A 24,049-nucleotide genomic window follows, 5' to 3' on the forward strand; every position below is an offset into this window, starting at 1 on the left:
AGGAACACCATGGCAACAAGCACCCCGAGCAGGATCACCAAGGTCCTGCTGGCCCCCGCCCTCGCGCTCGGCGCCACCGTCGGCCTCGCCTCCGCCCCCGCCCACGCCGCCGTCTGGAGCTCCTGCGACCAGTGGGGCAACACCAGCCTGAACGGCTACACGCTCTACAACAACATCTGGGGCTCCGGCGCCGGCAGCCAGTGCGTCTGGGCCAACTCCGGAACCAACTGGGGCGTCTGGGCCGACCACCCGAACACCGGCGGCATCAAGTCGTACCCGAACGCCAAGAAGGTGATCAACAAGTCGGTCACCTCCCTCTCCTCGCTCACCAGCAGCTACAACGTCACCGTCCCGTCCTCGGGCGCGTACAACACCTCGTACGACATCTGGGACACGGACTACGACTACGAGATCATGCTCTGGGTCAACCACAACGGCGCCGTCGGGCCGCTCGGCTCCGCGCAGGGCACGGTGAGCCTGGGCGGCCACACCTGGAACGTCCACAAGGGGAACAACGGCGCCAACGAGGTCTTCTCGTTCCTGCGCACCTCGGACTCGAACTCCGGCACCGTCGACATCCTCCCGATCCTGAAGTGGATCAAGGACACCAAGGGCTGGATGGGCAACGAGACCATCGGGGACGTCCAGTTCGGGTACGAGATCACCTCGTCGTCCGGCGGACTGGACTTCCGCACCAACAGCCTGACGGTGTCGGGCGGCTAGGCGCTCCCCGCGAGACCGGCGAAGGGGTGTCCCGGTTCCCGGGGCACCCCTTCCGCGTCGGGACCCCGGCGTGGCCGGCCTTCCGCTCGCGCTCCCGAGCCCGCGCCCCGCGCCCCGTTCGTCCCGGCCGGACAGGACCTTCTCCAGGCCGGTGCCGTCCGTGCGGGAGAAGTGTCCGCCCAGTGCGACGTCCTCCTCGCCGAGGGGCGCCGCCGGCTCCGTGCTCGCGGGGTCCGCGCGCCTCCATAACGCCGTGCAGGGGCCGGAACGGGGTCTCCTCCGCGGCCGCCCGCCGCGACTACGTTGTCCGGCGGTTCACCATCGGAGCGCGCCTGCGGAACCGTCACAGCCCGCCCCGCGTGCGCGGGCGCGCTCCGGGTCAGGCACGTCCCGCCCTCCCGTCCCCCACCGAGAAGACCGAGGAACCCGCCATGACACCATCCGCTCCCGACGCGTCCGGCGCCGGTACGGGCCCCGGCGCCGACCGCCGGATCAGCCGCAAGAGCCTGCTCAGGGCGGCCGTCGCCGCCGGAGCCGCCGTCCCGCTGCTCGCCACGGGCACGGTGGCGCTCGCCCGGGACGCCGGCGCCCGGGGAGGGCCCCTCGCGCCGACGCCCTTCTGCGACGACGGGGACGACCCCACGCCCGACCAGATGGAAGGCCCCTACTTCAAGCCGGCCTCCCCGCTGCGCACCGACCTCGTGGCGCCGGGCGCCCCCGGCACCCGGCTCACCGTCAGCGGCTACGTCTTCGGCCGGAACTGCGTCCCTCTCGCGGGCGTCCTGCTCGACTTCTGGCAGGCGGACCACGCGGGCGCCTACGACATGGCCGGATACGCCTTCCGCGGGCACCAGTTCACCGACTCCTCCGGTGCCTTCACCCTGCGGACGATCGTGCCCGGCCTCTATCCGGGCCGCACCCGGCACCTCCACGTCAAGGCCCAGGCGCCCGCCGAGCCCGTGCTCACCACCCAGCTGTACTTCCCCGGTGAGCCCCGCAACAGCACCGACGCGCTCTTCGACCCGGCCCTGCTGATGAACGTCCGCGACGCCGGCGGCGGCAAGGAGGCCACCTTCGACTTCGTGCTCGACGTGGACGGTGGGCCCACCGACCCGCCCGGCGGCGGGTGGGCGCCCGGCCGCTCGTACGCGGCGGGCGACCGGGTGACCCACGACGGCGCCGCCTACCGCTGTCTGCAGGCCCACACCTCCATGACCGGCTGGGAGCCGCCCCACGTCCCCGCGCTGTGGCGCCGCGAGTGACGTCCGTCCCGCGCCGCGGCGGCCGGGGTCCCGCGGGCCGGCACGGGACCCCGGCCGCCGTGCCTCACGCTTCCCGGACCGGCAGGCTCGCCCCGTCCCGCAGGAACAGCGGGATGCGGTCCAGCGGCGCCTCGACCGTCACGGCCGCGCCGCCCCCGTACGTCTCACCCGTCCACGCGTCCGTCCAGCGCGCGCCCGCCGGGAGGTACGCCGTGCGGGCCGCGGCGCCCGCCGTCAGCACCGGGGCGACCAGCAGGTCACGGCCGAACAGGTACGCGTCGTCCACCGACCAGGCCGCCTGGTCGCCGGGGAACTCCAGGAACAGCGGCCGCATCACCGGCAGCCCCTCCTCGTGCGCCTCCCGCATGACCTCGAGGACGTACGGCCTCAGCCGCTCGCGCAGCCGCAGGTACTTCTCCAGGATCGCGCCGGCCTCCTCCCCGTAGGACCAGACCTCGTTCGGGCCGCCGGTCATGTCCGGGCCCAGGGGCATGCCGGGGTCGCGGAAGCCGTGCAGCCGCATCAGCGGGGACAGCGCGCCGAACTGGAACCAGCGGACCATCACCTCGCGGTAGGCGGGGTCGTCCGGGTCACCGCCGTGGAAGCCGCCGATGTCGGTGTTCCACCACGGGATGCCCGACAGCGAGGTGTTGAGGCCGGCCGCGATCTGGCGGCGCAGGGTGGCGAAGTCGGTGCCGATGTCACCGGACCACAGGGCCGCGCCGTAGCGCTGGCTGCCCGCCCACGCCGAGCGGTTGAGGGTGATCACCTCGTCCTCGCCGCAGGCCCTCAGGCCCTCGTGGAAGGCGCGGGAGTTCTCGGCGGGATAGAGGTTGCCGACCTCCAGGCCCGGACCCGCCCAGTACCGCAGGTTCTCCGGGAAGCCCGGCTTCAGCTCCGGCTCGCAGGCGTCCAGCCAGAAGGCGGTGATCCCGTACGGGTCGAGGTAGTTCTCCTTGATCCTCGACCACACGAACTCCCGGGCCTCGGGGTTGGTGGCGTCGTAGAAGGCGACCTGGACCGTGGAGGCGACCTCCTTGTCCGGCCAGTCGGCGTGCGCCGTCGGACCGTACTGGGTGCCGATGAAGTAGCCGCGCTGGTCCATCACCGGGTGGTTCTCGCTCAGCGGGGAGACCGACGGCCACACGGAGACCACCAGCTTGACGCCGAGTTCGTCCAGCTCGCGCACCATCGCCGCCGGGTCCGGCCACTCCTTCGGGTCGAACTTCCACTCGCCCAGGTGGGTCCAGTGGAAGAAGTCGCAGACGATCGCGTCCAGCGGCAGGCCCCGGCGCCTGTACTCCCGTGCCACGGAGAGGAGTTCGCCCTGGGTGCGGTAGCGCAGCTTGCACTGCCAGAAACCGGCCGCCCACCGGGGCAGCATCGGTGACCGCCCGGTCACCGCGCTGTAGCGGCGCTGGGCGTCCGCCGGGGCGCCCGCGGTGATCCAGTAGTCGATCTGCCGGGCCGAGTCCGCCACCCAGCGGGTGCCGTTGTGGGCCAGCTCCACGCGGCCGATCGCCGGGTTGTTCCACAGCAGGGTGTAGCCGCGGCTGGAGGTGAGCACCGGGATGCTCACCTCGGCGTTGCGCTGCACGAGGTCGACGACCAGGCCCTTCTGGTCCAGCCAGCCGTGCTGGTGCTGGCCCAGGCCGTACAGCCGCTCGCCGTCGTGGGCGGCGAACCGCTGCTCCAGCCGGTGGTGGCCGTTGCCGACCGCCGTGTACAGGCGCGGGCCGGGCCACCAGAAGTGGGCGCGCTCCTCGGCGAGCAGCTCGCCCCCGTCGGCGGTGCGCAGGAAGCGGACCATGCCCTCGGCGTCGATCTCGGCGGTCAGCGCGCCGACGGTCAGCCGGCCCCGGCCGTCCCCGATCCTCACGGCGGACCCGGTGGCGGGCGCCTCCTCCAGGAGGGCGCCGGGCAGGTCCCGGAGCACCGGGCCGCCCAGCCGGGCCCGCACCCGGACCGCGTCCGGCCCCCACGGCTCGATCCGCACGGTCTCCTGACGGCCGCTCCACTCCAGCGCACCCTCCCGCTCGCGGAACGTGCCGGCGGTGGGGGAGGACCGGGCGAGGCCGGCCCCGGGCTGCGTCTCGGCGGACTGGGTCACGAGGCTGCTCCTGGAGGAAGGCGGGCACGGCTGTGCCCTGGTACGGGAGAGCGCCTGCCGAAGCCGGAGGTGCGGGGGCGGGCGGGCTACGGCTGGGCGGGCGCCGGGCCGGAACTCGCCCGGACCGTCAGCTCGGGGGCGAGCAGCACGACCTCGTCGCCGCCCCGCCCGTCGAGCTTGGCGACCAGCTGCTCCACGGCGCGCCGGCCCATCTCCTGCGCCGGGATGGCGACGGACGTGAGCCGCACCGACGCCTGGACGGCGACCTGCTCGGGGCAGATCGCGACCACCGAGACGTCCTCGGGCACGGCCCGTCCCTGCTGCCGCAGCAGGGCCAGCAACGGCTCGACCGCCGACTCGTTCTGCACGACGAAGCCCGTGGTGCCGGGGCGCTCGTCGAGGATCCGGGAGAGCGTCACGGCCATCGCGTCGTACCCGCCCTCGCACGGCCGGTGCAGCAGCCGCAGCCCCAGCTCCCGCGCCCGGGTGCGCAGTCCCTCGAGGGTGCGCTCGGCGAACCCGGTGTGCCGTTCGTAGACCGCCGGGGCCTCGCCGATGACGGCGATGTCGCGGTGCCCCCGCTCGGCCAGGTGCTCCACGCACAGGGCGCCGGTGGCCTTGAAGTCGAGGTCGACGCAGGTCAGGCCGGTGGTGTCGGCGGGCAGTCCGATCAGCACCGCCGGCTGGTCGTCCCCCGCCCTCGACTTCGCCCGGGCGGAGGCGTCCCCGTCCCTCAGCAGCGGCAGCCGCTCGTCGTCGAGTTCGACGTCCATCAGGATCATGCCGTCGGCGAGCCCGCTGCCCGTGACACGGCGCACCGCGTCCGGGCCCTCCTCGCCGGTGAGCAGCAGCACGTCGTACCCGTGGGTGCGGGCGGTGGTGGCCACCGCGATGGCGATCTCCATCATCACCGGCACGTACATGTCCGTACGCAGCGGGACCATCAGCGCGATGATGTTGGACCTGCTGCTGGCCAGGGCGCGGGCCCCGGCGTTCGGGTGGTACCCGAGCTCGCGGATGCTCCGCTCGACCCGCTGGCGGGTGTTCGCGGAGATGGACCGCTTGCCGCTGAGGACATAGCTCACCGTGCTCGCCGAGACTCCGGCGTGCTGGGCGACCTCGGCGAGGGTGACCATCCAGCTCTCCAAGTTTTGTGAAGCGCTTCGACAGTGCGCGGAACGTACAGGGGCGGGTGAGGGTGGTCCGACAGTAGCCCTAGTGGGTGAGGGGTGTCCATAGGTTGTCGAAGCGCTTCGACAGCGTTTTTCCGCCCGGCCGCCGCACCGCCGTATCGGCCGAACGGCCGCACGAAGGGTGGTGGGGTCGCTACGAATCGGGTACATACGATCGGGTAGCACCAGTCGGTAACACCCATCCTATTCGCGGCGAGGTGAGCCTCATGTCCGCAGCACCCGAGACGCCCCCGTCTCCGTCCCGACCCACCGTCACCGAACGTGAGGCCCGCCAGGTCGCGGAGGCCGCCCGGGAACAGGACTGGCGCAAGCCCAGCTTCGCCAAGGAACTGTTCCTCGGCCGCTTCCGGCTCGACCTGATCCACCCGCACCCCCTCCCGGCCGACGAGGACGCCCAGCGCGGCGAGGAGTTCCTCGCCAAGCTCCGCGACTTCTGCGAGACGAAGATCGACGGAGCGCTGATCGAACGCGAGGCGCGCATCCCCGACGAGGTGGTCACCGGGCTCAAGGAGCTCGGCGCCTTCGGCATGAAGATCGACACCAAGTACGGCGGTCTCGGCCTCACCCAGGTCTACTACAACAAGGCCCTCGCCCTGGTCGGCTCCGCCAGCCCGGCGATCGGCGCGCTGCTCTCCGCGCACCAGTCGATCGGCGTCCCGCAGCCGCTGAAGATCTTCGGCACGCGCGAGCAGAAGGAGACGTTCCTGCCGCGTTGCGCCCGCACCGACATCTCGGCCTTCCTGCTCACCGAGCCGGACGTCGGCTCGGACCCGGCCCGGCTCGCCACCACCGCCGTCCCCGACGGCGACGACTACGTCCTGGACGGCGTGAAGCTGTGGACCACCAACGGCGTGGTCGCCGACCTCCTCGTGGTCATGGCCCGCGTGCCGAGGTCCGAGGGCCACCGGGGCGGCATCACCGCGTTCGTCGTGGAGGCGTCCTCCGAGGGCGTCACCGTCGAGAACCGCAACGCCTTCATGGGCCTGCGCGGCCTGGAGAACGGCGTCACCCGCTTCCACCGGGTCCGCGTCCCCGCCTCGCACCGCATCGGCGAGGAGGGCCAGGGCCTGAAGATCGCCCTCACCACGCTCAACACCGGGCGGCTGTCCCTGCCCGCCATGTGCGTCGGCGCCGGGAAGTGGTGCCTGAAGATCGCCCGCGAGTGGTCGGCGGCCCGGGAGCAGTGGGGCAAGCCGGTGGCGCTGCACGAGGCCGTCGGCTCCAAGATCGCCTTCATCGCGGCCACCACCTTCGCCCTGGAGGCCGTGGTCGACCTCTCCTCGCAGATGGCCGACGAGGACCGCAACGACATCCGCATCGAGGCCGCCCTCGCCAAGCTGTACGGCTCGGAGATGGCCTGGCTGATGGCCGACGAACTGGTCCAGATCCGCGGCGGGCGCGGCTTCGAGACCGCCGAGTCCCTCCAGGCGCGCGGCGAGCGGGCGGTCCCGGCCGAGCAGATGCTGCGCGACCTGCGCATCAACCGCATCTTCGAGGGCTCCACGGAGATCATGCACCTGCTGATCGCACGCGAGGCGGTCGACGCCCACCTGTCGGTCGCCGGCGATCTGATCGACCCCGAGAAGTCGCTCTCCGACAAGGCCAGGGCGGGCGCGAACGCGGGCGTCTTCTACGCCAAGTGGCTGCCCAGGCTGGTCGCCGGCCCCGGACAGCTGCCCGGCACCTTCGGCGAGTTCAAGCACGGCGTCGACCTGTCCTTGCACCTGCGCTACGTCGAGCGCACCGCCCGCAAGCTGGCCCGCTCCACCTTCTACGCCATGTCCCGCTGGCAGGGGAGGATGGAGACCAAGCAGGGCTTCCTGGGCCGGATCGTCGACATCGGCGCCGAACTGTTCGCGATGAGCGCCGCCTGCGTCCGCGCCGAGCTCCTGCGCAGCCGCGGCGACCACGGCCGTGAGGCCTACCAGCTCGCCGACGCCTTCTGCCGCCAGTCCCGCGTCCGCGTCGAGGAACTCTTCGGCCGGCTGTGGAGCAACACCGACGACCTCGACCGCAAGGTCGTCAAGGGGGTGCTCTCGGGCACCTACGCGTGGCTGGAGGAGGGCGTCGTCGACCCCTCGGGCGACGGCCCGTGGATCGCGGACGCGACCCCCGGCCCGAGCACCCGGGAGAACGTGCACCGTCCGATCCGCTGACGTGCGGCCCCCTCGCGTCGGCCTGACGCGGGCCCGTCGACGCGGCGCGAGGGAGTGCGGCCGGGCCACCGGACCCGGCCGCACTCCCTCGTGCCCGTTCTGGACACCCAACTCCCTTGCCCAGCCCGGTTTTTCCGGTTACGCGAAACGTGTGCCGGAAGCTTGGCCGACTGCTTACCCTTCCTTGCCGACCCCTGTTCGATTCTTGCCCCGTTCGTTGCGATCGATGGCGAAGGGTGGATGACCTCCCGCAACCCGACGAGGGGTCATCCGCATGTCCGCCCACCGCATACGCACCGCCGCCGTCTTCGCGGTCGTCGCCCTGACGGCCGTGACGGCGACCGCCTGCACCGCCACCGCCTCCGCCTCCCCGGACGGCGAGAACCGGCAGGCCCCGCACTGGAGCTACGAGGGCGCCACCGGCCCCGAGCACTGGGCCTCGCTCAGCGAGGACTTCGCGACCTGCGGGAAGGGGCACGAGCAGTCACCCGTCGACCTCGGCGAGGACGTCGCCGTCGAGACGGACACACCCGTCACCGTCCACTACCGGCCCGTCACCGCGGAACTCGTCAACACCGGCCACACCGTCCAGGCCGACGTCTCCGCCGGCAGCAGCATCGTCGTCGACGGCACCACGTACCGGCTGCGGCAGTTCCACTTCCACCTGCCCAGCGAGCACACCGAGGACGGCGAGCACGCGGCCATGGAGATGCACTTCGTGCACGAGGACGCCGAGGGCGAACTCGCCGTCCTCGCCGTGCTGATGCGGGAGAGGAAGGGACACTCCGCCTTCACGGACCTGTGGAAGCACCTCCCGGCCGCGGAGGGCGGGCACAGCCGGATCACCAGGCCCCTCGACCCGGCGCGGTTCCTGCCCGGCGACCGCGACCAGTACCGCTACGAGGGCTCCCTGACCACCCCGCCCTGCACCGAGGGCGTCCGGTGGACCGTGCTGGAGAAGCGGGTCGGCGTCACCCCCCGGCAGGTCGCGGCGTACCGGGAGCTGTTCCCGAGGAGCAACCGCCCGGTCCAGCCGCGCAACGACCGCGAGATCGACCACGTGGACCGCTGACCGGCCGGCGGCGCGGCGGGAACCGCGGCGGGACACGGGGGGCGGGCTGCCGGGGCGCCGCCCCGGCAGCGGTCGCGACCCGACACAATGGGTCCATGACCGACGCTCCAGCCCCCCTCGCCGACCCGCACCTGGTGTACGACCCCGTCGCGGGAGACGGCCCGAAGGACGTGGTGGTCCTCGGCTCCACCGGGTCGATCGGCACCCAGGCCATCGACCTCGTGCTGCGCCACCCCGACCGCTTCCGGGTCACCGGCCTGTCCGCCAACGGCGGCCGGGTCGCCCTCCTCGCCGAGCAGGCCCACCGGCTGCGGGTGCGCACGGTCGCCGTCGCCCGCGAGGACGTCGTACCGGCCCTGCGCGAGGCGCTCCGCGCGCAGTACGGCGCGGGGGAGCCGCTGCCCGGGATCCTGGCCGGGAAGGACGCGGCCACTCAGCTCGCCGCCTCCGACTGCCACACCGTCCTGAACGGCATCACCGGCTCCATCGGACTCGCCCCGACCCTCGCCGCCCTGGAGGCGGGCCGCACCCTCGCGCTCGCCAACAAGGAGTCGCTCATCGTCGGCGGCCCGCTGGTCAAGGCGCTGGCCGAGCCCGGGCAGATCATCCCGGTCGACTCCGAGCACGCCGCGCTGTTCCAGGCGCTGGCCGCCGGCACCCGCGCCGACGTGAAGAGGCTCGTCGTCACCGCCTCCGGCGGCCCCTTCCGCGGCCGTACCAGGCAGGAGCTGGCGCACGTCACCGTCGAGGACGCCCTCGCCCACCCCACCTGGGCGATGGGCCCGGTCATCACGATCAACTCCGCGACCCTGGTCAACAAGGGCCTGGAGGTCATCGAGGCGCACCTGCTGTACGACATTCCCTTCGACCGCATTGAGGTCGTCGTGCACCCGCAGTCGTATGTCCACTCGATGGTGGAGTTCACGGACGGATCGACACTGGCCCAGGCGACGCCCCCCGACATGCGGGGGCCCATCGCCATCGGCCTCGGCTGGCCCGAGAGGGTCCCCGACGCCGCCCCGGTCTTCGACTGGAGCAAGGCGTCCACCTGGGAGTTCTTCCCCTCGACAACGAGGCGTTCCCCTCGGTGAACCTCGCCCGGCACGTCGGCGAGCTCGCGGGCACCGCCCCGGCGGTGTTCAATGCCGCCAACGAGGAGTGCGTGGAGGCGTTCCGCGCCGGCGCGCTGCCGTTCAACGGGATCATGGAGACGGTCACACGGGTGGTCGAGGAGCACGGCACACCGGACACGGGAACCTCGCTGACCGTGTCGGACGTCCTCGAAGCGGAGACCTGGGCCCGCGCGCGGGCCCGGGAACTGACAGTCCGGACGGCGAGCGCGGAGGCGCGTGTATGACGACCCTGATGTTCATCCTCGGCATAGTCGTCTTCGCGGCCGGCCTGCTGTTCTCCATCGCCTGGCACGAACTCGGGCACCTGTCCACGGCGAAGATGTTCGGCATCCGCGTGCCCCAGTACATGGTCGGCTTCGGACCGACCCTGTGGTCACGGCACAAGGGCGAGACCGAGTACGGCGTCAAGGCGATCCCGTTCGGCGGCTACATCCGCATGATCGGCATGTTCCCGCCCGGCCCCGACGGCCGGCTGGAGGCCCGCTCCACCTCACCGTGGCGCGGCATGATCGAGGACGCCCGCTCCGCCGCGTTCGAGGAGCTCAGGCCCGGCGACGAGAACCGCCTGTTCTACACGCGCAAGCCGTGGAAACGGGTCGTCGTCATGTTCGCGGGCCCGTTCATGAACCTGATCCTCGCGGTCGTGCTGTTCCTCACCGTGCTGATGGGCTTCGGCATCCAGCAGCAGACCACCACCGTCAGCTCCGTCTCGCCCTGCGTCATCTCGCAGAGCGAGAACCGCGACGACTGCAAGAAGTCCGACCCCGAGTCCCCGGCCGAGGCGGCCGGCATGAAGGCGGGGGACAGGATCGTCGCCTTCGACGGGGTCAGGACCGAGGACTGGGGCACCCTCTCCGACCTCATCCGCGACAGCGCCGGCAAGGACGTGCCGATCGTCGTCGACCGCAAGGGCCAGGAGGTCACCCTCCACGCGGAGATCGCCACCAACCTGGTCGCGAAGAAGGACGCGAGCGGGGCCTACGTCGAGGGCGAGTACGTCAAGGCGGGCTTCCTCGGCTTCAGCGCGGCCACCGGCGTCGTCAAACAGGACTTCGGCGAGTCCGTGGTCTGGATGACCGACCGGGTCGGCGACGCCGTCGACTCCCTCGCCGCCCTGCCGTCCAAGGTCCCCGCCCTGTGGGACGCGGCCTTCGGCGACGGCCCGCGCGAACCCGACTCCCCGATGGGCGTCGTCGGCGCGGCCCGGGTCGGCGGCGAGATCGCCACCCTCGACATCCCGGCCTCGCAGCAGCTGGCCATGTTCGTGATGCTGCTCGCGGGCTTCAACCTCTCCCTGTTCCTGTTCAACATGCTCCCGCTGCTGCCGCTCGACGGCGGGCACATCGCGGGCGCGCTGTGGGAGTCGCTGCGCCGCAACACCGCCAAGGTGCTGCGCCGCCCCGACCCCGGGCCGTTCGACGTGGCGAAACTGATGCCGGTGGCCTACGTGGTGGCCGGGATCTTCGTCTGCTTCACCCTCCTCGTCCTCGTCGCGGACGTGGTGAACCCGGTGCGGATCTCCTAGCCCGGACTTCGACACCTGCCGTTCACGACGGCCTGGAACCCTTTCGTTCCGGGCCGTCGTCCTTTGAGTGGGTTTACGAACGGGATGTGCCCGGGCGTCGGCCATTGCCGTAATCTCGGAGCCCGGAGCCCGCTGCTCACGGGGAGCCGGACCTTGATCCACGACTTGGGGTTGCACAGCAGATGACTGCGATTTCTCTCGGCATGCCGTCCGTTCCGACCAAGCTCGCCGAGCGCCGGAAGAGCCGGCAGATCCAGGTCGGGTCGGTGGCGGTGGGCGGGGACGCCCCGGTGTCGGTGCAGTCGATGACGACGACGCGCACGTCCGACATCGGCGCCACGCTGCAGCAGATCGCCGAGCTGACCGCGTCCGGCTGCCAGATCGTGCGGGTGGCCTGCCCCACCCAGGACGACGCCGACGCGCTGGCGACCATCGCCCGCAAGTCGCAGATCCCGGTGATCGCCGACATCCACTTCCAGCCCAAGTACGTCTTCGCCGCGATCGAGGCGGGCTGCGCGGCGGTCCGGGTCAACCCCGGCAACATCAAGAAGTTCGACGACCAGGTCAAGGAGATCGCCAGGGCGGCCAGGGACCACGGCACCCCCATCCGCATCGGGGTGAACGCCGGCTCCCTGGACCGGCGCCTGCTGCAGAAGTACGGCAGGGCCACCCCCGAGGCGCTGGTGGAGTCCGCGCTGTGGGAGGCCTCCCTGTTCGAGGAGCACGACTTCCGGGACATCAAGATCTCCGTCAAGCACAACGACCCGGTCGTCATGATCGAGGCCTACCGCCAGCTCGCCGAGCAGTGCGACTACCCCCTGCACCTCGGCGTCACCGAGGCCGGCCCCGCCTTCCAGGGCACGATCAAGTCGGCCGTCGCCTTCGGCGCGCTGCTCTCCCGGGGCATCGGCGACACCATCCGCGTCTCGCTGTCCGCCCCGCCGGCCGAGGAGGTCAAGGTCGGCATCCAGATCCTGGAGTCGCTCAACCTGCGCCGGCGCGGGCTGGAGATCGTCTCCTGCCCCTCCTGCGGGCGCGCCCAGGTGGACGTGTACAAGCTGGCCGAGGAGGTCACCGCGGGCCTGACCGGCATGGAGGTGCCGCTGCGGGTCGCGGTCATGGGCTGCGTGGTCAACGGCCCGGGCGAGGCCCGCGAGGCGGACCTGGGCGTGGCCTCCGGCAACGGCAAGGGGCAGATCTTCGTCAAGGGCGAGGTGATCAAGACCGTGCCCGAGTCGAAGATCGTCGAGACGCTGATCGAAGAGGCCATGAAGCTGGCCGAGCAGATGGAGAAGGACGGAGCGGCCTCCGGCGAGCCGTCGGTTTCGGTCGCGGGCTGACACGGACCCTCGCGCGCCGGCCGGGAGAGCCGGCCCGTCTCCGGAACTCCCCCCGCCCGTGGAGCCCGGGGGAGCGCGAGGACGAGGCCGGTCCGGGGCCGCCACGGGGGCCCGGAGGCCGCCGCCCCCGGGAACGGCCCGGCGGCCGGCTTCCGGACAGCGGCACCCCGCACAGGGCGGCGCCGCACAAGCTCCGCAGGTACAGTGCGGAAATCAGCAGACCCCAGTGTGTGAGGCCCCGCACGTGTTGACGCAGACCACATCCCGGGTCCTCGAACCGAGCGACCTGGACGCCGCACTCGCCGTGCTCGACCGCGAGCCGGTCGCGAACGCCTTCGTGGCCGCCCGGGTACAGGTCGCGGGCCTGGACCCGTGGCGGCTCGGCGGCGAGATGTGGGGCTGGTACGAGGGCGGCGTGCTGACGTCCCTGTGCTACGCCGGCGCCAACCTGGTCCCCGTCTGCGCCACCCCGAGGGCCGTCCGCGCCTTCGCCGACCGCGCCCGCCGGGCGGGCCGCCGCTGCTCCTCCATAGTCGGGCCGGCCGACTCCACCGCCGAACTGTGGCGGCTGCTCGAACCCCAGTGGGGCCCGGCCCGCGAGGTCCGCGCCCACCAGCCCCTCATGGTCACCGACCGCATGCCCGACACCGTGGCCCCCGACCCCCGCGTGCGCCGCGTCCGCAAGGACGAACTGGAGACGATCATGCCGGCGTGCGTGGCGATGTTCACCGAGGAGGTCGGCGTCTCCCCGCTGGCCGGCGACGGCGGCCTGCTCTACCAGGCCCGGGTCGCCGAACTCGTCGGCTCGGGCCGTTCCTTCGCCCGCTTCGACGCCGACGGCAAGGTCGTCTTCAAGGCCGAGATCGGCGCCGCGACGGACCGCGCCTGCCAGATCCAGGGCGTCTGGGTGGCCCCCGAGCACCGGGGCACGGGCGTCGCGGCCCCCGGCATGGCCGCCGTCCTGCGCTACGCCCTGGCGGACGTCGCCCCCCTGGTGAGCCTCTACGTCAACGACTTCAACATCCCTGCCCGCAGGACGTACCAGAAGGTGGGCTTCCGGGAGACCGGCGCCTTCATGAGCGTGCTGTTCTGAGCGCGCGCCGGGGCCACGGCCCCCGCACCGGCCCGGGACGCCGTTCTGCCCCGCCGGAACCCCCTGTAGTCTCCCCGGCATGGTGCGCTTTCCCGGTCACGGCCGCTCCCACCCCGACGACATCGTGATCGGCCCCCTCGACCTCGCCGCCCACGTCGACGCGGCGCTGGCGGTCCAGGCGGTGGCGTTCGGGCTCGGCCCCGACGAGGTGGCCGTGCGACGGCAGATCGTGCTGCGCCACATGACCTTCCCGGGCGCCAGGGCCTTCGGCGCCACCGTCGGGGGCCGCCTGGTCGGCTTCGTCTACGGCATGCCCAACGACCGCACCCACTGGTGGTCCACCGTCGTCGAGCCCTACCTGCGGGCCCGGGACAACGACGACTGGCTCGACGGCTCCTTCGTCATCACCGAGCTGCACGTCCACCCGCGCCACCAGAAGCACGGCATCGGCCGCGCCCTGATCACCACGATCACCGACGGCGCCGACGAACCCCGCTCGATCCTCTCCGCCATCGACACGGAGAGCCCCGCCCGCCGCCTGTACCGCTCCCTCGGCTACCGGGACCTCGCCCGGCAGGTCCACTTCCCCAGCGCCGCCAAGCCGTACGCCGTCATGGGCGCCCCTCTGCCACTCCTTCGCCCATAACCGATTTCCGCCGCCCCGTCCCGCCCGGCTAACCTCCTGTCATCACCCAGACGCAGCAGGAGTACGAGAACCATGGCGAACGCACCGGTCCAGCGCATGTCCCAGTTGATGGTGAAGACGCTGCGCGACGACCCGGCGGACGCCGAGGTCCTCAGCCACAAGCTGCTCGTCCGCGCCGGCTACGTGCGCCGCACCGCCGCCGGCATCTGGACGTGGCTGCCCCTCGGCAAGAAGGTCCTCGCCAACGTCGAGCGCGTCGTCCGCGAGGAGATGGACGCCATCGGCGCCCAGGAGGTGCTGCTCCCCGCCCTGCTGCCGCGTGAGCCCTACGACGCGACCGGCCGCTGGGACGAGTACGGCCCCGAGCTGTTCCGCCTCCAGGACCGCAAGGGCGGCGACTACCTCCTCGGCCCGACCCACGAGGAGATCTTCACCCTGATGGTGAAGGACCAGGCGTCCTCCTACAAGGACCTGCCGGTCGTCCTGTACCAGATCCAGAGCAAGTACCGCGACGAGGCCCGCCCCCGGGCCGGCATCCTGCGCGGCCGCGAGTTCCTGATGAAGGACTCCTACTCCTTCGACCTGGAGGACGAGGGCCTCGCCCGGTCCTACGCCCTGCACCGCCAGGCGTACCGGAAGATCTTCGAGCGCCTCGGCCTCGACTACCGCATCTGCGCGGCGACCGCCGGTGCGATGGGCGGATCCAAGTCCGAGGAGTTCCTCGCCCCGGCCGAGGCCGGCGAGGACACCTTCGCGGACTGCCCGAACTGCGACTTCGCCGCCAACACCGAGGCGGTCGCGTACGAGCTGCGGCCGGTCGACGCCTCCGGCGTCCCGGCCGCCGAGGACATCCCCACGCCCGACACCCCGACCATCGAGACCCTCGCCGCCCAGCTCGGCGTGGAGGCCTCGGCCACGCTGAAGAACCTGCTGATCAAGGTCGACGGCGAGATCGTCGCCGTGGGCGTGCCCGGCGACCGCGAGGTCGACATGGGCAAGGTCGAGGCGCACTTCGCCCCGGCCACGGTGGAACTGGTCACCGAGGCCGACTTCGCCGCCCGCCCCGACCTGGTCCGCGGCTACGTCGGCCCGCAGGGCCTGGACAAGGTGACGTACATCGCCGACCCGCGCGTGGCGCCGGGCACCTCCTGGATCACGGGCGCCAACAAGGCCGACACGCACGCGAAGAACGTGGTCGCCGGGCGCGACTTCCAGGTCGACGCGTACGTGGACGTCGTGGTGGTGCAGGAGGGCGACCCCTGCCCCAGGTGCGGCACCGGTCTCAAGCTCGACCGCGCCATCGAGATCGGCCACATCTTCCAGCTGGGCCGCAAGTACGCCGACGCCCTCAAGCTCGACGTCCTCGGCCAGAACGGCAAGCCCGTCCGCGTCACCATGGGCTCCTACGGCATCGGCGTCTCCCGCGCGGTGGCGGCCCTCGCCGAGCAGACCGCCGACGACAAGGGCCTGTGCTGGCCCCAGGAGGTCGCCCCGGCCGACGTCCACGTGGTCGCCGCGGGCAAGGCCCTCCAGACGGAGCTCGCGCTCGACGTCTCGGAGAAGCTGTCCGCGGCCGGTGTCCGCGTCCTGGTCGACGACCGCCCCGGCGTCTCCCCGGGCGTGAAGTTCACCGACTCGGAGCTGATCGGCGTCCCGCGCATCCTCGTCGCCGGCCGCCGTGCGGCCGAGGGCGTCGTGGAGCTCAAGGACCGCCGCACGGGCGAGCGCGAGGAACTCACGGTCGACGAGGCCATCGCCCGCCTCACGGCGTGACGGCGTAACGACGTCACGGGGCCCGTGCGGAACACCGACCCGCCCGGGCCCCGTCCGGCTCCCCGTCCCCGCCCCCCCGTGCCGGCGGGGGCGGACGGCCTTCTCCGGCGTGGTCCGCGGTGGCCCGCCGGGACGGGGGGCCTAGAGCCAGCCCGCGAACTCCAGCAGCAGTTCCGCGTCCTGTTCGCGGCCGACCCGGCGGGCCCGTACCCCCGACTCCACCGCGCGGAACAGGGTCCAGCCGCGCAGGCGTTCCCGGTCGACCTCCAGGGACTCCGCGAGGCGCTTCACCCGGCGACGGGTCGTCGTCGCGCCGGAGGGCTGGGCGATGAGGTCCTCCACGCGGTCGCGGACCAGCCGGGCCAGGTCGAAGGCGTGCTCGCCGACCACCGGGTCCGGGCCCACCGCCAGCCACGGCAGCCGCTCCCCGGAGAGCACCTTGCTCTGCCGGAACGTGCCGTGCAGCAGCCGGTGCTCGGGCGGCGCGGCCAGCAGCTCCTCACGGGCCGTCAGCGCCGCCTCCACCAGCGGCGCCACCTCCGGGTCGGTCGCCGCGCTCGCCCGCATCGCCGCGGCCTGCCGCCCGGTCCGCTCGGCGACGGTCTCGAACGGGTGATCCTCCGGCGGCTCCACCCACAGCCTGCGCAGTGTCTCCGCCGCCTCCAGCAGCGCCCTCGCCTCCGGGAGCGAGCGCACCGACACGTCCGGGTGCAGCCGCTCCAGCAGCAGGACGCCCTCGGTGGACGGGGGGCCCTCGCCGTCCACGGGGGTGTCCCCGGTCGAGCGGGGGAGGAGCCGGGGACCCGGGGGAGGCTCCAGCAGCCGCACCGCCCCCCGGCCGCCCCAGTGGGCCAGCGCGGCCCGCTCGCCCTCCGGACGGGCCCGGCGCGGGGCCAGTTTCAGCACGGCGGGCGTACCGCCGGCCGTCCGCACCAGCACGACCAGGCTGCTGCGCCCTCCGGGCACCTGCACCCGCTCCACCGTCAACTCGCGCAGGGCGACGGCCTGCCGCACCAGTTCGGGCAGCCTCTCCAGCCAGTCGTCCCCGTGCGGCGCCGTCTCACCGAGCGCCCTCACCAGACGCTGCGGCGGTTCGAAAACCATGCGCGAGCCGTTCCCTTCGTGCTGTACGCGGTGCCTGCCGCCCCCGTCACGCCGTCGGCGCGGAGGCCGCCGAGGCCGAACCGGCCCGCTCGGCGAGCCCAGGGAAGGCTACGCTCTCGCGGTTCCAGCGCACCGACCGCACCGCCGCCTCCCGCATCGCCTCGGCGGCGCCCCGGCGCCGCTCGCCCCCGCTGTCGCGCACCAGGTCGGCGTACACCCCGGCCACCCGGTTCTCCAGCTCCGCGGCGAGCCGGACCGCCGCCGCCGCGTCCGGCACCGGGAACGGCAGCGCGTACCCCGCGGCCGCGGCGACGGGTTCGCCGCCCGCGTCCCTCACCTCGCGCACCAGCGCGTCCCTGCGCGCCCGGTGCGCGTCGTACGCCGTACGCGCCTCCGTGCGCCGCTTCTCGCCGATCCGCCCCCCGACGACCCCGTAGCCGTACACCGCCGCGTGCTCCGCGGCCAGGGCCGCCTGGAGGGCCCGCAGCTCCCTGTCCTTCGCCTCGCGCGCGTCCTTCACCGTCATGCCTCCGTCAGCAGGTACACGTGCGCCGCGCCGGCCGCCGCCACCGAGGCCAGCAGCCGGGCCAGCTCGCCGGGCGCGTCCAGCAGCGCCTGCGTCCGCCGGTCGGCGATCTCCCGCTCGGCGGCGGCGAGTTCGGCCAGGGCCTTCTTCTCGTCGGCGGGCACGGCGGTGACCGGTGCGGACGCGGAGGCGGAAGCGGGGGGTGCCGCCGTCCCGGAGGGTGCCGGCGTCGCCCCCCGCGTGCCGCCGAACGCCTTCTCGTGCCGGACGGCCTCCGCGCGCAACGGGGCCAGCCGCCGGGCCAGTTTCGGATGCGCGGCGATGACCGCGTCGTACCGCTCGGCCAGCTCCCGGCTGTCCCGGGCCGCACGCGCGCGTGCCCGGTCGGCGGCCGAGGGCCGGCCGCCGGCGGCGGCGTCGGGTTCCCCGGACTCGGCGGAACAGCCCGCCACGAGCAGGGCCGCCGGGGCGACGGCGAGCAGACTCCTTCTGCGCGGCCCCGAACGGGCGCGCGGAGACGGGGGGAACGGCACGGCAGACGTCCTCGGGGGCTCGTACGAACGGGGCGACGGAAGAAAGGGCCGCTGGCCCGTGATCACGGTACCCGGGCCCCCGCCCGGCGGCGCTCAGCGGCACCCTCCGTGACCGGGTGGACGGCAACACCCTCCGCGACCGGATACCCTTTGAGCAGACACGCGCCCCATCCCACAACAGCACACGCGGCCGAGGAGTCACCCGGATGAGCACCACCCAGAGCGAGAGGCTTCGAGAACTTCTGGAACCGCTCGTCAGCTCCCAGGGCCTGGATCTCGAGGAGATCGCCGTGGACTCGGTCGGCCGCAAGCGTGTGCTGCGCGTCGTCGTCGACTCCGACACCGGTGCGGACCTGGACCGGATCGCCGATGTGAGCCGCGCGCTCTCGGCGAAGCTCGACGAGACGGACGCGATGGGCGGCGGGGAGTACACCCTCGAGGTCGGAACCCCGGGCGCGGAGCGCCTCCTCACCGAGCACCGGCACTACGTGCGCGCCACCGGCCGCCTGGTGCGGTTCCAGCTGGCCGAGGGCGGCGAACTGGTCGCCCGGATCCTCGGCGTCGGCGACGACGGTCTCGACCTCGAGGTGCCCGGGGTGAAGGGCCGCAAGGCCACCGCGCGCAGACTCGCCTTCGACGACATCACCAGGGCGCGCGTCCAGGTCGAGTTCAACCGCAAGGACGACGCGTCCGACATGAAGGACGACGAGAAGGAAGAGGAGGCGTAGCCGTGGACATCGACATGAGTGCCCTGCGGGGCTTGGTACGGGAGAAGGAGATCTCCTTCGACCTGCTGGTCGAGGCGATCGAATCGGCCCTCCTCATCGCCTACCACCGCACCGAGGGAAGCCGCCGGCACGCGCGCGTGGAGCTCAACCGGGAGACCGGACATGTGACCGTGTGGGCGAAGGAGGACCCCGAGGACCTCGAGGAGGGCCAGGAGCCCCGCGCGTTCGACGACACCCCGTCCGGCTTCGGCCGCATCGCCGCCACCACGGCCAAGCAGGTCATCCTGCAGCGCCTGCGCGACGCCGAGGACGACGCGACGCTCGGCGAGTACGCCGGCCGCGAGGGCGACATCGTCACCGGAGTGGTCCAGCAGGGCCGCGACCCGAAGAACGTGCTGGTCGACATCGGCAAGCTGGAGGCCATCCTGCCGGTGCAGGAGCAGGTCCCGGGCGAGAGCTACCCGCACGGCATGCGGCTGCGCAGTTACGTCGTCCGGGTGGCCAAGGGCGTGCGCGGTCCGTCCGTCACCCTGTCGCGCACGCACCCCAATCTGGTGAAGAAGCTGTTCGCCCTGGAGGTGCCGGAGATCGCCGACGGGTCGGTGGAGATCGCCGCGATCGCCCGTGAGGCCGGTCACCGCACGAAGATCGCCGTCCGGTCCACCCGCTCCGGCCTCAACGCCAAGGGCGCCTGCATCGGCCCCATGGGCGGCCGGGTGCGCAACGTCATGGGCGAGCTGAACGGCGAGAAGATCGACATCGTCGACTGGTCCGACGACCCGGCCGAGATGGTGGCGAACGCGCTGTCGCCGGCCCGCGTCTCCAAGGTGGAGGTCGTGGACATGGCGGCCCGGTCCGCCCGGGTGACCGTGCCGGACTACCAGCTGTCCCTGGCGATCGGCAAGGAGGGGCAGAACGCCCGTCTCGCCGCCCGTCTGACCGGCTGGCGCATCGACATCCGGCCGGACACCGAGCAGGCCGGGGAATAGAACCAAGCCGCAGGTCGCTGAGATCACGACAGGTTCGTGCGCGACGTGCGTCCGATCCTTGCCCCGAAGGGGTGAGGTCGGTCCGGGGAGGTAGACTGAGGAGTGTCTGGCCGGACATGTACCCGCGCATGCCCTGAGCGCACCTGCGTGGGATGCCGGGAGCGAGCAGGCAAGAGCGAGCTGCTGCGGATCGTGGCGGTCGAGGACGCGTGCGTCCCCGATCCTCGCGGTACGCTGCCCGGCCGGGGCGCCTATGTACACCCCGCCCCGGTCTGTCTCGACCAGGCGGTGCGCCGCAGGGCGTTCCCACGGGCGCTGCGCGTCCCGGGACCGCTCGACGTAAAGGCGTTGCGCCACTACGTCGAGCGGGCACAAGGTTGCTGACGGCAACACGGTAAGGAAATGTGCCGCGCGGAAGTCCCCGTGCGGTCTGGTACCTCGCGAGTCGAAAGCAGGTCGAGATTGCGATGAGCACTCGATGAGTACGCGATGAGTACGCCCATGAACTAGCGACGGTCCGGACGCAACCCGGACCTCAAAGGAGCGAAGTGGCTAAGGTCCGGGTCTACGAACTCGCCAAGGAGTTCGGTGTGGAGAGCAAGGTCGTCATGGCCAAGCTCCAGGAACTCGGTGAATTCGTCCGTTCGGCGTCTTCGACCATCGAAGCGCCCGTTGTACGCAAGCTGACCGACGCCTTCCAAGGCGGAGGCAACGGCAAGTCCCCCGCGAAGCCCGGCGCGCCCCGGAAGGCCGCGCCCAAGCCCGCCGCGCCCTCTCCGGCGCAGGCCGGGGGCCCCTCCCGCGCCGCCAAGCCGGCGGGGGAGCGTCCGGCTGCGCCCAAGCCGCCGGCCGCGCCCAAGCCCGCTGCGGCCCAGCCGCCCGCGGCACCCTCGGCTCCCGCGCCGACCCCCGGTCCGCGCCCGACGCCGGGTCCGCGGCCCGCGCCGCGTCCGGCTCCGGCCGCCCCGGAGTTCCAGGCCCCGCCCGCGGCGGCGGCCCCGGCTCCGTCCGGCCCGAAGCCCGGCACGCGTCCCGGTGCGCCCAAGCCCGGCGGTCGTCCCGCCGGTCCCGGTCAGGGTCAGGGCGGCCAGGGCCGTCCGGCCGGTCAGGGTCAGCGTCCCGGTGGCGGCGCTCCGCGTCCGGGCGCCCGCCCGGCCGGTCCGCGCCCCGGCAACAACCCCTTCACCTCCGGTGGCTCCACCGGCATGGCCCGTCCGCAGGCGCCCCGCCCGCAGGGCGCGCGTCCCGGTCCCGGCGCCCCCGGCGCCCCCGGTGCCGGTCCGCGTCCGCAGGCCCCCGGCGGCCAGGGCGGCGGCGGCCCGCGTCCGCAGGCTCCGGGCGGTCCGCGCCCGACCCCGGGCTCGATGCCGCGTCCGCAGGGCGGCGGTCCCCGTCCCGGCGGCCCGCGTCCGAACCCCGGCATGATGCCGCAGCGTCCCGCTGCCGGCCCGCGTCCCGGCCCCGGCGGCCGCGGTCCGGGCGGTGCGGGTCGTCCCGGCGGTGCCGGTCGTCCCGGCGGCGGCTTCGCCGGCCGTCCGGGCGGCGGTGCCGGTGCCGGTCGTCCCGGTGGCGGCGGCGGCTTCGCCGGTCGTCCCGGTGGCGGTGGCGGCGGCGGCTTCGCCGGCGGCGGCGGCCGTCCCGGCTTCGGCGGTCGTCCCGGTGGCCCGGGTGGCCGCGGTGGCACGCAGGGCGCCTTCGGCCGTCCCGGCGGTCCCGCGCGTCGCGGCCGCAAGTCGAAGCGGCAGAGGCGCCAGGAGTACGAGGCCATGCAGGCCCCGTCGGTCGGCGGCGTGATGCTGCCTCGCGGCAACGGCGAGACCATTCGCCTGTCGCGCGGTGCCTCGCTCACCGACTTCGCGGAGAAGATCAACGCCAACCCGGCGTCGCTCGTCGCGGTCATGATGAACCTCGGCGAGATGGTCACCGCGACCCAGTCCGTCTCCGACGAGACGCTCCAGCTCCTCGCCGACGAGATGAACTACACCGTTCAGATCGTCAGCCCGGAGGAGGAGGACCGCGAGCTGCTCGAGTCCTTCGACCTGGAATTCGGCGAGGACGAGGGCGACGAGGAGGACCTGGTGGTCCGTCCGCCGGTCGTCACCGTCATGGGTCACGTCGACCACGGAAAGACCCGACTGCTCGACGCCATCCGCAAGACGAACGTCATCGCGGGCGAGGCCGGCGGCATCACCCAGCACATCGGTGCCTACCAGGTCACGACCGAGGTCAACGAAGAGGATCGCAAGATCACCTTCATCGACACCCCGGGTCACGAGGCGTTCACCGCCATGCGTGCCCGCGGTGCCAAGTCGACCGACATCGCGATCCTGGTCGTCGCGGCCAACGACGGCGTCATGCCGCAGACGGTCGAGGCGCTCAACCACGCCAAGGCGGCCGACGTGCCGATCGTCGTCGCGGTCAACAAGATCGACGTCGAGGGCGCGGACCCGACCAAGGTGCGCGGTCAGCTGACCGAGTACGGCCTGGTGGCCGAGGAGTACGGCGGCGACACCATGTTCGTCGACATCTCCGCCAAGCAGGGTCTGCACATCGACAGCCTCCTCGAGGCCGTCATCCTCACCGCGGACGCCTCGCTCGACCTGCGGGCCAACCCCACGCAGGACGCGCAGGGCATCTCGATCGAGTCCCGGCTCGACCGCGGCCGCGGTGCCGTGGCGACCGTCCTCGTCCAGCGAGGCACCCTGCGGGTCGGCGACACGATGGTGGTGGGCGACGCCTACGGCCGCGTGCGCGCCATGCTCGACGACAACGGCAACAACGTCGCCGAGGCGGGCCCGTCGACGCCGGTCCAGGTCCTGGGCCTGACCAACGTCCCGGGTGCGGGCGACAACTTCATCGTCGTCGACGAGGACCGCACGGCCCGTCAGATCGCCGAGAAGCGCGCCGCCCGTGAGCGCAACGCCGCGTTCGCCAAGCGCACGCGCCGCGTGTCGCTGGAGGACCTGGACAAGGTGCTCAAGGCCGGCGAGGTCCAGCAGCTGAACCTGATCATCAAGGGTGACGCCTCCGGTTCGGTCGAGGCCCTCGAGTCCTCGCTGCTCCAGCTGGACGTCGGCGAAGAGGTCGACATCCGCGTCCTGCACCGCGGCGTCGGTGCGGTCACGGAGTCCGACATCGACCTGGCGATGGGCTCGGACGCCATCGTGATCGGCTTCAACGTCCGCGCGGCCGGCCGCGCGGCGCAGATGGCCGAGCGCGAGGGCGTGGACGTCCGCTACTACTCGGTCATCTACCAGGCGATCGAGGAGATCGAGGCGGCCCTGAAGGGCATGCTCAAGCCGGAGTACGAGGAGGTCGAGCTCGGCACCGCGGAGATCCGCGAGGTCTTCCGCTCGTCCAAGCTCGGCAACATCGCGGGTGTCCTCATCCGCTCCGGCGAGGTTCGCCGCAACACCAAGGCGCGCCTCATCCGCGACGGCAAGGTCATCGCGGAGAACCTCAACATCGAGGGCCTGCGTCGCTTCAAGGACGACGTCACCGAGATCCGCGAAGGCTTCGAGGGCGGTATCAACCTCGGAAACTTCAACGACATCAAGGTCGACGACGTCATCGCGACGTACGAGATGCGCGAGAAGCCGCGGGCGTAACACCCCACGGCGTGTGCCGGCCGGCGGGACCGCGGTCCCGCCGGCCGGTCCGTGTGTCCGGGGCCTCCGAGGACGGCGGCCCCGGGCCCGAAGCCACGGAGCGTAATATCCGTCGATCGGCGCGCCCCTTCGATGTACGGTTCTGATGTCCCTGCCCGTACGGATGGCGGGGCCATCGATCCCGTACCGGCGGGTGAACCGGTTGCACACATGTATGTGGGGACGCTGTCCTTCGACCTCCTCCTCGGTGACGTACGGTCGCTGAAGGAGAAGCGCTCCGTCGTCCGCCCGATCGTCGCCGAGCTCCAGCGCAAGTACGCGGTGAGCGCGGCCGAGGTGGACCACATGAACCTCCATCGCAGGGCGGTCATCGGCCTGGCCATGGTGTCCGGCGACGCGGGGCACCTGAGCGACGTACTGGACCGGTGCGAGCGGCTGGTCGCCGGGCGCCCCGAAGTGGAGCTGCTGTCCGTCAGGCGGCGCTTCCACGGCGAAGACGACTGACGACCACAGCTCATCGACACGCAGATCAGGA

General features: G+C 72.6%; 19 protein-coding genes and 1 pseudogene. 15 read left to right on the plus strand and 5 right to left on the minus strand.

Translation table 11 applies throughout. From position 1 onward, the window contains the following. Positions 1-9: 9 nt before the first annotated feature. Both GL259_RS27935 and GL259_RS27940 read left to right on the plus strand, forming a co-directional pair. On the plus strand, positions 10-723 hold the full coding sequence (locus GL259_RS27935) for a hypothetical protein (protein ID WP_159536057.1): 714 nt from the start codon (positions 10-12) through the stop codon (positions 721-723). Positions 724-1,154: 431 nt separating this feature from the next. Then, entirely contained in the window at positions 1,155-1,985 is an 831-nt protein-coding gene (locus GL259_RS27940) for a carbohydrate-binding protein (protein ID WP_159536058.1), read from the plus strand. A gap of 64 nt (positions 1,986-2,049) precedes the next feature. Here GL259_RS27940 and GL259_RS27945 read toward each other — a convergent pair whose 3' ends face one another. Both GL259_RS27945 and GL259_RS27950 read right to left on the minus strand, forming a co-directional pair. Continuing rightward, complete coding sequence (locus tag GL259_RS27945) at positions 2,050-4,095, minus strand: glycoside hydrolase family 31 protein (RefSeq protein WP_159536059.1); 2,046 nt, start codon at positions 4,093-4,095, stop codon at positions 2,050-2,052. An 86-nt stretch (positions 4,096-4,181) separates the two neighbouring features. After that, entirely contained in the window at positions 4,182-5,231 is a 1,050-nt protein-coding gene (locus GL259_RS27950; protein WP_159536060.1) for a LacI family DNA-binding transcriptional regulator, read from the minus strand. Between the two features lie 263 nt (positions 5,232-5,494). Between GL259_RS27950 and GL259_RS27955 the strand changes: the two genes are divergently transcribed. The 8 genes and pseudogenes from GL259_RS27955 to GL259_RS27990 all read left to right on the plus strand — a co-directional run bounded on the left by GL259_RS27955 (position 5,495) and on the right by GL259_RS27990 (position 16,026). Continuing rightward, positions 5,495-7,444, plus strand: a complete 1,950-nt coding sequence (locus GL259_RS27955; RefSeq protein ID WP_159536061.1) for an acyl-CoA dehydrogenase family protein — start codon at positions 5,495-5,497, stop codon at positions 7,442-7,444. Positions 7,445-7,718: 274 nt separating this feature from the next. Then, entirely contained in the window at positions 7,719-8,516 is a 798-nt protein-coding gene (locus tag GL259_RS27960; protein WP_159536062.1) for a carbonic anhydrase family protein, read from the plus strand. A gap of 95 nt (positions 8,517-8,611) precedes the next feature. Next, a pseudogene (gene dxr / locus GL259_RS27965) lies at positions 8,612-9,873 on the plus strand (1-deoxy-D-xylulose-5-phosphate reductoisomerase). A gap of 8 nt (positions 9,874-9,881) precedes the next feature. After that, the gene (locus GL259_RS27970; RefSeq protein WP_208026635.1) at positions 9,882-11,174 is read left to right on the plus strand and encodes a site-2 protease family protein; all 1,293 of its coding nucleotides are present in this window, start codon (positions 9,882-9,884) and stop codon (positions 11,172-11,174) included. Positions 11,175-11,356: 182 nt separating this feature from the next. Then, the gene (gene ispG / locus GL259_RS27975) at positions 11,357-12,514 is read left to right on the plus strand and encodes a flavodoxin-dependent (E)-4-hydroxy-3-methylbut-2-enyl-diphosphate synthase (protein WP_159536064.1); all 1,158 of its coding nucleotides are present in this window, start codon (positions 11,357-11,359) and stop codon (positions 12,512-12,514) included. A 244-nt stretch (positions 12,515-12,758) separates the two neighbouring features. After that, entirely contained in the window at positions 12,759-13,607 is an 849-nt protein-coding gene (locus GL259_RS27980) for a GNAT family N-acetyltransferase (RefSeq protein WP_159536065.1), read from the plus strand. Between the two features lie 79 nt (positions 13,608-13,686). Next, positions 13,687-14,253, plus strand: a complete 567-nt coding sequence (locus tag GL259_RS27985; protein WP_159536066.1) for a GNAT family N-acetyltransferase — start codon at positions 13,687-13,689, stop codon at positions 14,251-14,253. Between the two features lie 72 nt (positions 14,254-14,325). Next, entirely contained in the window at positions 14,326-16,026 is a 1,701-nt protein-coding gene (locus GL259_RS27990; RefSeq protein WP_159536067.1) for a proline--tRNA ligase, read from the plus strand. A gap of 141 nt (positions 16,027-16,167) precedes the next feature. Here GL259_RS27990 and GL259_RS27995 read toward each other — a convergent pair whose 3' ends face one another. From GL259_RS27995 to GL259_RS28005, 3 genes are read right to left on the minus strand one after another with little or no spacing between them, the layout of a single operon-like run. After that, positions 16,168-17,130: an aminoglycoside phosphotransferase family protein gene (locus GL259_RS27995; RefSeq protein ID WP_159536068.1), complete on the minus strand. Its 963-nt coding sequence runs from the start codon at positions 17,128-17,130 to the stop codon at positions 16,168-16,170. Positions 17,131-17,176: 46 nt separating this feature from the next. Then, positions 17,177-17,656, minus strand: a complete 480-nt coding sequence (locus tag GL259_RS28000) for a ferritin-like domain-containing protein (protein WP_159536069.1) — start codon at positions 17,654-17,656, stop codon at positions 17,177-17,179. Beyond that, entirely contained in the window at positions 17,653-18,189 is a 537-nt protein-coding gene (locus GL259_RS28005) for a hypothetical protein (RefSeq protein WP_159536070.1), read from the minus strand. Before GL259_RS28005 ends, GL259_RS28000 begins: the two co-directional genes overlap by 4 nt. 206 nt (positions 18,190-18,395) lie before the next feature. On the opposite strand from GL259_RS28005, the gene rimP reads away from it, so the two are divergent. The 5 genes from rimP (at position 18,396) to GL259_RS28030 (ending at position 24,018) form a co-directional block, all read left to right on the plus strand. Further along, entirely contained in the window at positions 18,396-18,917 is a 522-nt protein-coding gene (rimP, locus tag GL259_RS28010; protein ID WP_159536071.1) for a ribosome maturation factor RimP, read from the plus strand. A 2-nt stretch (positions 18,918-18,919) separates the two neighbouring features. Beyond that, a complete protein-coding gene (gene nusA / locus GL259_RS28015; protein WP_159536072.1) occupies positions 18,920-19,906 on the plus strand; it encodes a transcription termination factor NusA in 987 nt (328 codons plus the stop codon). 102 nt (positions 19,907-20,008) lie between these two features. Continuing rightward, positions 20,009-20,290: a YlxR family RNase P modulator gene (locus GL259_RS28020; RefSeq protein WP_159536073.1), complete on the plus strand. Its 282-nt coding sequence runs from the start codon at positions 20,009-20,011 to the stop codon at positions 20,288-20,290. A 164-nt stretch (positions 20,291-20,454) separates the two neighbouring features. Next, the gene (gene infB / locus GL259_RS28025) at positions 20,455-23,514 is read left to right on the plus strand and encodes a translation initiation factor IF-2 (protein WP_159536074.1); all 3,060 of its coding nucleotides are present in this window, start codon (positions 20,455-20,457) and stop codon (positions 23,512-23,514) included. A gap of 210 nt (positions 23,515-23,724) precedes the next feature. Continuing rightward, positions 23,725-24,018 (plus strand): DUF503 domain-containing protein, encoded by a 294-nt coding sequence (locus GL259_RS28030; protein WP_159536075.1) that lies wholly within the window; start codon positions 23,725-23,727, stop codon positions 24,016-24,018. The last annotated feature ends 31 nt before the right edge of the window (positions 24,019-24,049 follow it).

Origin of the sequence: Streptomyces sp. Tu 3180 (assembly GCF_009852415.1) — a bacterium.
GTDB lineage: Bacteria > Actinomycetota > Actinomycetes > Streptomycetales > Streptomycetaceae > Streptomyces.

Excerpts from the sequence above, each read along its gene's own strand:
- GL259_RS27950 (WP_159536060.1), bottom strand. The coding sequence starts at position 5,231 with ATGGTCACCCTCGCCGAGGTCGCCCAGCACGCCGGAGTCTCGGCGAGC.
- GL259_RS27990 (WP_159536067.1), top strand. The coding sequence starts at position 14,326 with ATGGCGAACGCACCGGTCCAGCGCATGTCCCAGTTGATGGTGAAGACG.
- GL259_RS27970 (WP_208026635.1), top strand. The coding sequence starts at position 9,882 with ATGTTCATCCTCGGCATAGTCGTCTTCGCGGCCGGCCTGCTGTTCTCC.
- ispG (WP_159536064.1), top strand. The coding sequence starts at position 11,357 with ATGACTGCGATTTCTCTCGGCATGCCGTCCGTTCCGACCAAGCTCGCC.
- rimP (WP_159536071.1), top strand. The coding sequence starts at position 18,396 with ATGAGCACCACCCAGAGCGAGAGGCTTCGAGAACTTCTGGAACCGCTC.
- GL259_RS27935 (WP_159536057.1), top strand. The coding sequence starts at position 10 with ATGGCAACAAGCACCCCGAGCAGGATCACCAAGGTCCTGCTGGCCCCC.
- GL259_RS27960 (WP_159536062.1), top strand. The coding sequence starts at position 7,719 with ATGTCCGCCCACCGCATACGCACCGCCGCCGTCTTCGCGGTCGTCGCC.
- GL259_RS27955 (WP_159536061.1), top strand. The coding sequence starts at position 5,495 with ATGTCCGCAGCACCCGAGACGCCCCCGTCTCCGTCCCGACCCACCGTC.
- GL259_RS28030 (WP_159536075.1), top strand. The coding sequence starts at position 23,725 with ATGTATGTGGGGACGCTGTCCTTCGACCTCCTCCTCGGTGACGTACGG.
- GL259_RS28000 (WP_159536069.1), bottom strand. The coding sequence starts at position 17,656 with ATGACGGTGAAGGACGCGCGCGAGGCGAAGGACAGGGAGCTGCGGGCC.
- GL259_RS27985 (WP_159536066.1), top strand. The coding sequence starts at position 13,687 with ATGGTGCGCTTTCCCGGTCACGGCCGCTCCCACCCCGACGACATCGTG.
- GL259_RS27995 (WP_159536068.1), bottom strand. The coding sequence starts at position 17,130 with ATGGTTTTCGAACCGCCGCAGCGTCTGGTGAGGGCGCTCGGTGAGACG.
- GL259_RS27940 (WP_159536058.1), top strand. The coding sequence starts at position 1,155 with ATGACACCATCCGCTCCCGACGCGTCCGGCGCCGGTACGGGCCCCGGC.